The following is a 9,596-nucleotide window of genomic DNA, read 5'->3' on the forward strand; positions in this document are numbered from 1 at the left end:
CTGAACGCCGCCGACGACACGGTGCTGACCGGCCAGGCGGCGCTGGCCGCCGGCCGCCACGACTTCGCCGAGGCGGTACGGCTGGCGCGGCGGGCCATCGCCGCCAACCCCTACAGCGCCCCGGCGCACGGTGTCCTGGCGGACGCGAGGACGCAGCTCGGGGACCTGAGCGGGGCGGCCGAGGCGGTGGAGCGGATGCTGGGGCTCAAGCCCGGCGTGGCCGCGTTCGCCCGCGCCTCCTACGCGGCCGAGCTGCGCGGCGACGTGGCCAAGGCGCGCGAGTACCTGGAGCTGGCCCAGGACGACGCCTACACCCCCGCCGACCTCGCCTACGCCCGCTACTACCTGGGCGAGCTGGCGCTGCACACAGGCGACCTGGCCGGGGCGGGCGACTGGTACGCCAAGGCGCTCCAGGCCTACCCCGCCTACACGCCGGCGATGGCCGGGCAGGCCAGGGTGGCCGCGCTCGGCGGCCGGACGGCCGAGGCGCTGGAGATCTACCAGCGGGTGGTCGAACGGCTGCCGCTGTCGCAGTACCTGATCGAACAGGGCGAGACCAGGATCAAGGCGGGCCAGAGCGCCGACTGGACCCTGCTGAAGGCACAACAGAAGCTGCTGCGGGCGGCGGGCGTGAAGGACGATCTGACATGGGCGGAGTTCGAGGCCGATCACGGCGACCCCAAGGCCGCCGTCAAGCACGCGAAGGCCGAGTACGCGCGCAACCCGAACCTCGTCGCCGCCGACGCGCTCGGCTGGGCGCTGTTCAGGGCGGGCAAGCCGCGCGAGGCGCTGCCCTACGCGAAGAAGGCCGCCTCCACCGGCTGGAGGAACCCGCTGATCGGCTACCACCGCGCCATGATCGAGCGCGCGCTCGGCCGGAGCGTGCGGCTCGACAAGTCCTTCGACCCGTCCCTGCCCGCGCTGGCGAGGTTCTCATGAGAGTGCTCAGGCTCGGCCTGCTGTCCGTGGTCGCGGGGCTGGTGCTGTCGATGTGCGCGTCGGTGCTGTTCGTGGCGGCGGCCCGCGCGGAGACACAGGCGGCGGCGCACCCGCTGGGCAACTTCACCGTCAACCACTACAACGGGCTGCGCCTGCAGCCGGACCAGGTCAGGAACAAGGCGGTCGTGGACGCCGCCGAGCTGCCCACCCTCCAGGCCAGGCCGTCCGTGAACGCCACGTACGCGGCCCGCACCTGCGCCGCGCTGGCCGCCGCGCAGCGGCTCACCGTCCGCGGCCAGGCCGCGCCGTGGCGGGTGGCCTCGTCGGCCTTCGCCTACCAGCCCGGCCAGGGCGGGCTCCGGACCAGTCGCCTGACCTGCGAGCTGGTGGCCTCCGTACGGGTGTCGGGCGCGGTGTCGTTCACCGACGGCTTCGAGCAGGACCGGATCGGCTGGCGTGAGATCACCGCCGTGGGCGACGGCGTCCGGCTGTCGCGCTCGGACGTGCCGGCGAAGAGCGTCAGCGACGAGCTGCGCAGATACCCCGAGGACCTGCTGACCGACCCGCTCGACCAGCGCACGGCCTCGATCGTCGCCGGCGGCGCGCTGTCCGGCGGCGCCCTGTCCGGTGGCTCGGACCCTTCGGGCGGCACGCCGCTCGGCACGATCAGCATCGGCGGGCCGATCGGGGACGCGCTGGCATGGCTGGACCGGACGTTCACCGGCCTGGTGGGCTCGGACTCGCTGACGCTGCCGCTGGGGCTGCTGGCCGTCGGGATGGCGATGGTGCTCGGGGCCGGGCACGCGCTGATCCCCGGCCACGGAAAGACGATCATGGCGGCGTACCTGGCCGGGCGGCGCGGGCGGCCGCGTGACGCGCTGGTCGTAGGCGCCACGGTGACGGCCACGCACACGGTCGGGGTGCTGGTGGTGGGGCTGCTGCTGAGCGCGTTCACGGCGCTGGCCGGGGAGTCGGTGCTGGGGTGGCTGGGGGTGGCCAGCGGGGCGCTGATCGCCTTCATCGGCGTACGACTGCTGCTGTCCACCCGCCGCTCCGGCGGCCACGGACACGGACATGGGCACGGCCACGGTCACGGTCACGGTCACGGTCACGGGCATGGACACGGCCATGGGCATGGACACGGCCATGGGCACGGGCATGAGGGGTCGACCCGTACGGGGCTGCTGGGCATGGGGATCGCGGGCGGCCTCGTGCCGAGCCCGTCGGCGCTCATCGTGCTGCTGGGGGCGATCGCGCTGGGCCGCACCTGGTTCGGGGTGGCGCTGGTCACCGCGTACGGGGTCGGCATGGCGGCGACGCTCACCGTCACCGGCCTGCTGCTGGTCAAGGTCGTGGACCGGATCGAACGGCGGGCCTCGCTGGGAGCGGGCCTGGCCGCCCGGCTGTCGCGCCTGGCCCCGCTCGGCACCGCCGGGATGGTGATCGTCATGGGCGCGGGCCTGGCGCTCCGCTCCGCGATCGCTCTCTGACGTTCTCAGTCGATCGGGGGCGTCTCGTCGTAGTCGGCGTCCCCGTCGTCCACCCGCCGCAGCCGGATGTCCTCCACCCAGGCGTAGGCGAACAGCCGGATCTCCTCGTCCCCGGTGACCTGCGCGGCGCACTCCAGCCCCGAGGCCAGCTCCAGCGGCGAGAACCCGTCCGTGAACGGCCTGCCCAGCTCCTCCAGCTCACGGAACGAGTACAGCCCGGCCGCCGAGGCGACGTAGGCCAGGTCGCCGGGCAGCCCCCATTCGTGCAGCGACCGCACGGCCAGGCCCACCTCGATGGGCGTCATCGGCGGCGCCGCGTGGAGGGCAGGTCGTGGCGGCCGGACACGAACTCCTGGAAGGCGATCTTGGCCTTGATCACCGGGCGGCGCCACCGTTCCTCGCGGTGCGTCGCCGTGGCCATCTTCCGCGACGAGCCGCCGACGAAGAACCAGTGCGCCCACGGCGAGCCCGGCCTGGCCAGCCGCACCGCGCCGACGAGCAGCAGCGGCGGCACGAACAGGCCCGCCATCCCGGTCCAGATCTTGCCCTTGAGCAGGGTGACGACGGCGAGCGCGAGGTTGGCCACGATCAGCGCGCCCGGGGCGAGAGGGGTGCCGAAGTCGAAGGTCAGCGGTCGTAAGCCGATGAGCAGCAGGCCCGTGACCGCGACCGCGATGAACACCGCGTCGACCGACGTCCGGCCCTCCTCCTCCCAGTACACGTCGTGCAGGTGCAGGATCAGCGCGAACTCGTCCAGCACCAGCGCCGACCCGACCCCGAACACGCCGGCGGCCACCGCGTACGGCACCTGCGACGCGGCCGACACGATCAGCCCGGTCACCCCGCCGACCAGCATCAGCACGACCCCGAACACCACGTGGTGGATGTGCATCTCGCCCACGTTGACGTTGCGGAACCAGCCGATCTTCGCCCTGATCAGCCGTACGTTGACCCGGGTCGCGACGAAGGCGCCGATGAGCGCGACGAAGAAACAGAACAGCGGCAGCCGTCCCGTCGCGACAATGCTCCCCTGGAACCAGTTTTCCATGACCTGTACAAATGCTACGAGCCCCGCGAAGCGCCCATGCCCTTGTAGACAGGGAAAGTCAGCATTCGATCACGTTGACGGCCAGGCCGCCGCGCGAGGTCTCCTTGTATTTGTCCAGCATGTCCCGCCCGGTGTCGCGCATCGTCTTGATCGCGCGGTCGAGGGCGACGAAGTGGCGTCCGTCACCGCGCAGCGCGATCCGGGACGCCGTGATGGCCTTGATGGAGGCCACCGCGTTGCGCTCGATGCACGGGATCTGCACCAGGCCGCCGATGGGGTCGCAGGTCAGGCCGAGGTTGTGCTCGATGCCGATCTCGGCCGCGTTCTCCACCTGCTCGGGGGTGCCGCCCATGACCTCGGTGAGGCCCGCGGCGGCCATGGAGCAGGCCGAGCCCACCTCGCCCTGGCAGCCGACCTCGGCGCCGGAGATCGAGGCGTTCTCCTTGAACAGCACGCCGATCGCGGCGGCGGTCAGGAAGAAGCGGACGATGCCGTCGTCGTCGGCGTGGGGGACGAACCGGGAGTAGTACGTCAGGACGGCGGGGATGATGCCCGCGGCGCCGTTCGTGGGAGCGGTGACGATACGGCCGCCGGCCGCGTTCTCCTCGTTGACCGCCAGCGCGAACAGCGACACCCAGTCCATCGCGTGCAGCGGGTCGGTCTCCGGCGACTCGGTCTGCAGGCGCCGGTGCAGGCGGTTGGCGCGGCGCTTGACCTTCAGGCCGCCCGGCAGCACCCCCTCCTGCATGACGCCGCGCTGGACGCACTCCGACATGACGCGCCACAGATCGAGGATCTTGGCCCGGATCTCGTCGGGGGAGCGGCCGAAGGCGCGCTCGTTCTCCATCACCAGCGCGGAGATGGACAGCCCGGTGTTGGAACAGTGCTTGAGCAGCTCCTCCCCGGTCGTGAACGGGTAGGGCAGCACGGTGTCGTCCGGCTTGATCCGGTCGGCGCCGGTGGCCTGCTCGTCCACCACGAAGCCGCCGCCGACCGAGAAGTACACCTTCTCACGCAGCGTCTCACCGGAGGAGGAGAAGGCGGTGAAGCGCATGCCGTTGGGGTGCTCGGGCAGCGAGATCTTGCGCTCGAAGACGAGGTCCTCGCCCACGACGAACGGGATCTCGTGGGTGCCGTAGAGCTTGACCGTGCCCGCCTCGCGCATCGCGGTGAGCCGCTCGTCGATGCCGTCCACGTCCACGAGCTCGGGCTTCTCGCCCGACAGCCCCAGCAGGACGGCCTTGTCGCTGCCGTGGCCCTTGCCGGTCAGGCCGAGTGAGCCGTAGAGGATCACCTCGACCCGCGCCGTACTATCGAGCAGCCCGTCGTCGTGCAGCCCGCGGGCGAACTTGTGCGCGGCGGCCATGGGCCCGCCCGTGTGGGAGCTGGAGGGGCCGATACCGATCTTGAAAAGATCGAAGACGCTGATCGCCATTGATTAACGCCTTTCTGCAGGGCCGGGGCCCATCAGGACCCCGGCGGGTCTGTCAGGACTCACCTGAGGTAAGGGCCGTGTACTCCTCGGCCGAGAGCAGGTCCTCCGGGTCGCCTTCCACGCGCACCCGGAACAGCCAGCCGTCGCCGTACGGGTCGCTGTTGGCCAGCGAGGGATCGTCCACGACGGTCTGGTTGACCTCGACGACCTCGCCGCCGACCGGCGTGTAGATCTCGCTCACCGACTTGGTCGACTCGACCTCGCCCACGCTGTCACCGGCCTCCACGGTCGAACCGGCCTCGGGGAGCTGCACGAAGACGACGTCACCAAGCTGCTCGGCCGCGTACGCGGTGATGCCGATCGTCACGGTGATGCCGTCGTCGACCCCGGCCACCCACTCGTGCTCCTTGGTGTAGTTCAGGTCGTCAGGGATGTTGCTCACTTTTTCCTCCTGTAAAAGGGCAGCTCAACGAGGTCCACAGCTTCATGGCTGCCCCGAATGTCCACGGCCAGACCTGCTACGGCGTCGTTGTCCACGTAGGCCATGGCGATCGGCCTGCCCAGGCTCTGGGAAGGCGCCCCGCTGGTGACCTCGCCGACGACGGCGCCGTCCTTCGTCACCGGGAAGCCATGGCGCGGCACCCGGCGCCCCTGCGCGACCAGGCCGACGAGCCGGCGCCGCGGCGGCGTGTCCTTGACCGCCTCCAGCGCCGACCTGCCGACGAAGTCGCCGGGCTTGTCGAATTTCACCACTCGGCCCAGGCCCGCGTCGAACGGGGTCAGGTCCTCGCCGAGCTCGTTGCCGTACAGGGGCATGCCCGCCTCCAGCCTGAGCGTGTCGCGGCTGGACAGCCCGGCGGGGCGCAGCCCGTACGGCTCGCCGGCGGCGCTCAGCGCGTGCCAGAGCGGGACGGCGTCCTGGTTGGCCACGAACAGCTCGAAGCCGTCCTCGCCGGTGTAGCCGGTGCGCGCGATGAGCGCCTGCCGCCCGTCCACGGTGCCGGGCAGGCCGGCGTAGTACTTGAGGCCGTCGAGGTCGGCGTCGGTGAGGGTGGCCAGGATCTCCTGGGCGCGCGGGCCTTGGACGGCGATGAGCGCGTACTGCTCGGACCGGTCCTCGACCACCGCATTGAACGACTTAGCCCGATTTTTCAGCTCTTCGGCGACTTTTTCGTAGTTGGAGGCGTTTGCCACCACCATGAACTCCTCGTCGCCCAGCCGGTAGACGATGAGGTCGTCCTGCACCCCGCCGCGCTCGTTCACGATCATCGTGTAGCGGGCCCGTCCGGGCGCGAGCGCGGACAGATGCCCCACCAGCGCGTGGTCCAGCGCCTCACCCGCCTGCGGGCCGGTCACGAAGATCTCCCCCATGTGGGAGAGGTCGAACAGCCCGGCCGCCTGCCGGACGGCGTTGTGCTCGGCGGACTCGCTGCCGTAGCGCAGCGGCATCAGCCACCCCGCGAAATCGGTCAGGGTCGCGCCAAGGCTCTCATGGACGTCTTTGAGCGGTGTGTGACGGGACATATGCGCACCTCAGGGCAGGATCGGATGCCAGCATCCTCCCCCTCTGTCATCGTTGCCTGAGAGCTTCGCCCGGGCTTTGCCGGACTTTCACCTTCGGCGAGGCCGGTCAGGCCTGCTTTCCAGAGGCACCTAATCCCGTGCGGTCCTTTGCCTTGAGAGGTTCGCGGGGAGGGCTTGCTCCTTCAGGGGGCCTGGCCGGATGCCAGGACACTCTCCCGCACGGTTTCGTCGGTGTTGTCGGCAAGCCTAGTGCCGTTACGGGTGTGTTGTCGCGTCTCGATCCCTCCCCTTCGGGGCGAAAGGGGCATGCCTGGAGGCGGCGACGGCCTCGAAGCCGTACCGGAGCATCTCCTGCTCGTACAGCGCCTTGGCGGCCGGCAGCGGCACGTTCCCGGCCGCCGCGTCGGTGAGCGCGACCGTCAGCAGACGCGCGTCGCGCAGCGCGACGGTGGCGCCCTCGCCGCGTCCCGGCGTCATGGTGTGGACGGCGTCGCCGAGGAGCGTCACGTGCGGGTCGTCCCACGGCTCGACGGGCAGCGCGCTGCGCAGCCGTACGGGGAAGACGGTGGTGGCCTCGGCCACCACCCGCCGGACGGCCGGGTGCCAGCCGGCGACCAGCTCGCGCGCCACGTCGTGCGGGTCGCCCTCGGGGTGCGGGCCTGAGATCGTCCAGGTGAAGTAGTCGCCGGGACGGCAGGTCGCGACGGCCATGTGGAAGCCGTCCGGGTTCGTCATCCGGTTGAAGGTGTCCACGAGCAGGCCGGGCACCCAGTCGAGCGTGGTGAACGGGGTCACGCCGTAGAGCGCCCGGCCGACCTCCTCGATGACGGCGTCCGGCAGGAGCTGGGCGCGTACGGCCGAGCCGGTGCCGTCGGCGCCCACGATCAGGTCACCGCTCGCGGAGGTGCCGTCGGCGAAGCGGGCGGTCGTGCCGTCGTAGCCGGTGCACGGCGCGCCGAACCGTACGTCGAGGCCGGTCAGCAACGTGTCGCGGAGGATCAGCCGGTTGATCCCGAAGCCACCGGGCGTCGGCGGGATCGGCTTGACGAACTTGGGGACCAGCAGGTGGTCCATGAACGCCATCCGGTCGGCGGGCCGGATCGCATTCGCCCGTAAGCGGTCGAACAGGTCGGCGGGCAGGCAGGCGCGCAGCGCCTTGACGCCCTCTTCCTTGACGGACAAGCGCCAGCCCTGTCCGCGCAGCGTCGGGGAGCAGTCGTGGACGGTGGCGCCGATACCGGCGCGCTTGAGGCCCTGGGCCAGGCAGAGTCCGCCGATGCCACCCCCGATGATCAGGATATGCATGGGTTCGACAGTAGCTGTCATGACAGTTACTGTCTAGACATGAAACCTCTCGGAGAAGGCGTGCCGTCGCTCATCCCACAGATCGCCAAGGAACTGCGCACGGCCCTGGAGAGCGAGCTCGCCCCCCTGGGCCTCACCACGCAGCAGGGCGCGGTGCTGATGCGGGCCGCGCTCGGCGAGCGCAGCCCTCGGCAGCTCGCCCAGCTCGTCGGGACCGACACGGCGGGCATGACGCGGCTGATCGACCGGCTGGTGGCCAAGGGGCTGCTGGCCCGCTCCGCCCACCCCCAGGACCGGCGGGCCGTCGTCGTGGAGCCGACGGAGGAGGGGCGGGCGCTGCTGCCGTCGGTGTTCCCGGTGTTCGGCCGGGTGGGCGGGCGGCTGCTGGACGGCTTCTCCGAGGAGGAGACGGCTCAGGCCACGGCGCTGCTGCGCCGCATGCTGGACAACCTCTCCCAAGACTAACAGGCGACGTGCTGACAGGCGGCGTGTCAGCAGGCGGCGACCAGGGCCTCGAAGAGGTGGCAGTCCTCGGCGGCCTCGGGGTGCCACTGCACGGCGATCGCGAACGGCCGCGACTCCGACTCCACGGCCTCGATCGTGCCGTCGTCGGCCACGGCCGACACGGCCAGCCCGGCGGCGAGACGGTCGATGGCCTGGTGGTGGTAGTGCGGGACCACCACGGGGTCGGCGCCGAGGGCCTTGCCGACCCGCGTGCCGGCGGCCGGGCGTACGGGCAGGTGCCCGAAACGTCCCGGCGCCGGGCAGTGCTCGGTGTGGCCGACCACGTCGGGAAGATGCTGGTGGAGGGTGCCGCCGAGGGCGACATTGAGCACCTGCATCCCCCGACAGATCCCGAAATAAGGGACGCCGCCCTCCAGGGCGGCTTCCGTCAGCTTGAACTCCGCCTCATCACGAAATTTCCGTACGTAGTCGGTTCGCTGGTGGGGCTCCTGCCCGTACCGGTCCGGCGAGACGTCCCCGCCACCGGCCACGATCAGCCCGTCCAGCCGCCCGACCACCTCCGCCGGCTCCCCCGCCGGCGGCAGGATCACCGGCTGCCCGCCCGCCCGTACGACCTGCTCCACGTACATGGACGGCAGCAGCACGGTCGGCAACTCCCACACGGTGTACCGCGCGGTCTCGACGTAACACGTGATCCCGATGACAGGTCGCCTCATGTCCCCTCCTAGAGAGGCGTGACATATGCCCCGGAGATCCCGCCGTCAACGAGGAACTCGGAGCCCGTGATGAACGAGGCGTCGTCGCTGGCCAGAAAGGCCACCGCCGCCGCGATCTCGGACGCCTCGGCGAAGCGCCCCACCGGAACGTGCACCAGCCGCCGCGCCGCCCGCTCGGGGTCCTTGGCGAACAGCTCCCGCAGCAACGGCGTGTTCACCGGCCCCGGGCACAGCGCGTTCACCCGGATCCCCTCGCGGGCGAACTGCACGCCCAGCTCACGCGACATGGCCAGCACGCCGCCCTTGGAGGCGGTGTAGGAGATCTGCGAGGTCGCCGACCCCATCACCGCCACGAACGACGCGGTGTTGATGATCGACCCCTTCCCCTGCCGCCGCATGTACGGGATGACGTGCTTGCAGCACAGGTAGACGCTGGTCAGGTTCACCTCCTGGACGCGCCGCCACGCCTCGATGCCGGTCTCCAGGATCGAGTCGTCCTCCGGCGGCGAGATGCCCGCGTTGTTGAACGCGATGTCCACCGAGCCGTAGGTGTCGAACGCCGTCGCGTACATGCGGACGACGTCGTCGTCGCTGGTCACGTCGGCCTTGACGAACAGCCCGCCGACCTCGGCGGCGGCCCGCTTGCCCGCCTCCTCGTCCACGTCGGCGCAGAC

General features: G+C 71.0%; 11 protein-coding genes and 1 riboswitch. Of the genes, 3 read left to right on the forward strand and 8 right to left on the reverse strand.

The window, feature by feature from the left end:
- The coding region (locus tag KME77_RS07815) for a tetratricopeptide repeat protein (RefSeq protein ID WP_219463442.1) at positions 1-939 on the forward strand (939 nt) is incomplete at its 5' end.
- On the forward strand, positions 936-2,429 hold the full coding sequence (locus KME77_RS07820) for a nickel/cobalt transporter (protein WP_219463444.1): 1,494 nt from the start codon (positions 936-938) through the stop codon (positions 2,427-2,429). The genes KME77_RS07815 and KME77_RS07820, both read left to right, overlap by 4 nt.
- 5 nt (positions 2,430-2,434) lie before the next feature.
- On the opposite strand, the gene KME77_RS07825 is transcribed toward KME77_RS07820, so the two are convergent.
- The 6 genes from KME77_RS07825 to KME77_RS07850 form a co-directional block, all read right to left on the reverse strand.
- Positions 2,435-2,734, reverse strand: coding sequence for a hypothetical protein (locus KME77_RS07825; RefSeq protein WP_219463445.1), 300 nt, complete (start codon positions 2,732-2,734; stop codon positions 2,435-2,437).
- Positions 2,731-3,477, reverse strand: a complete 747-nt coding sequence (locus KME77_RS07830) for a hypothetical protein (protein WP_219463447.1) — start codon at positions 3,475-3,477, stop codon at positions 2,731-2,733. Before KME77_RS07830 ends, KME77_RS07825 begins: the two co-directional genes overlap by 4 nt.
- Positions 3,478-3,535: 58 nt before the next feature.
- A complete protein-coding gene (locus tag KME77_RS07835) occupies positions 3,536-4,912 on the reverse strand; it encodes an L-serine ammonia-lyase (RefSeq protein ID WP_219463450.1) in 1,377 nt (458 codons plus the stop codon).
- A 52-nt stretch (positions 4,913-4,964) separates the two neighbouring features.
- Positions 4,965-5,354, reverse strand: a complete 390-nt coding sequence (gene gcvH / locus KME77_RS07840) for a glycine cleavage system protein GcvH (protein ID WP_219463452.1) — start codon at positions 5,352-5,354, stop codon at positions 4,965-4,967.
- On the reverse strand, positions 5,351-6,436 hold the full coding sequence (gcvT, locus tag KME77_RS07845; protein WP_219463453.1) for a glycine cleavage system aminomethyltransferase GcvT: 1,086 nt from the start codon (positions 6,434-6,436) through the stop codon (positions 5,351-5,353). Before gcvT ends, gcvH begins: the two co-directional genes overlap by 4 nt.
- A 130-nt stretch (positions 6,437-6,566) precedes the next feature.
- Positions 6,567-6,664, reverse strand: a riboswitch (glycine riboswitch).
- A 27-nt stretch (positions 6,665-6,691) separates the two neighbouring features.
- Positions 6,692-7,741, reverse strand: coding sequence for an FAD-dependent oxidoreductase (locus KME77_RS07850; RefSeq protein ID WP_219463456.1), 1,050 nt, complete (start codon positions 7,739-7,741; stop codon positions 6,692-6,694).
- A 39-nt stretch (positions 7,742-7,780) separates the two neighbouring features.
- On the opposite strand from KME77_RS07850, the gene KME77_RS07855 reads away from it, so the two are divergent.
- The gene (locus tag KME77_RS07855; RefSeq protein WP_219463458.1) at positions 7,781-8,206 is read left to right on the forward strand and encodes a MarR family winged helix-turn-helix transcriptional regulator; all 426 of its coding nucleotides are present in this window, start codon (positions 7,781-7,783) and stop codon (positions 8,204-8,206) included.
- A gap of 26 nt (positions 8,207-8,232) precedes the next feature.
- On the opposite strand, the gene KME77_RS07860 is transcribed toward KME77_RS07855, so the two are convergent.
- Both KME77_RS07860 and KME77_RS07865 read right to left on the reverse strand, forming a co-directional pair.
- Positions 8,233-8,922: a gamma-glutamyl-gamma-aminobutyrate hydrolase family protein gene (locus KME77_RS07860; RefSeq protein WP_219463460.1), complete on the reverse strand. Its 690-nt coding sequence runs from the start codon at positions 8,920-8,922 to the stop codon at positions 8,233-8,235.
- Between the two features lie 8 nt (positions 8,923-8,930).
- The coding region (locus tag KME77_RS07865; RefSeq protein WP_219463462.1) for a 3-oxoacyl-ACP reductase at positions 8,931-9,596 on the reverse strand (666 nt) is incomplete at its 5' end.

Origin of the sequence: Nonomuraea rhizosphaerae (assembly GCF_019396405.1) — a bacterium.
Lineage (GTDB): Bacteria > Actinomycetota > Actinomycetes > Streptosporangiales > Streptosporangiaceae > Nonomuraea > Nonomuraea rhizosphaerae.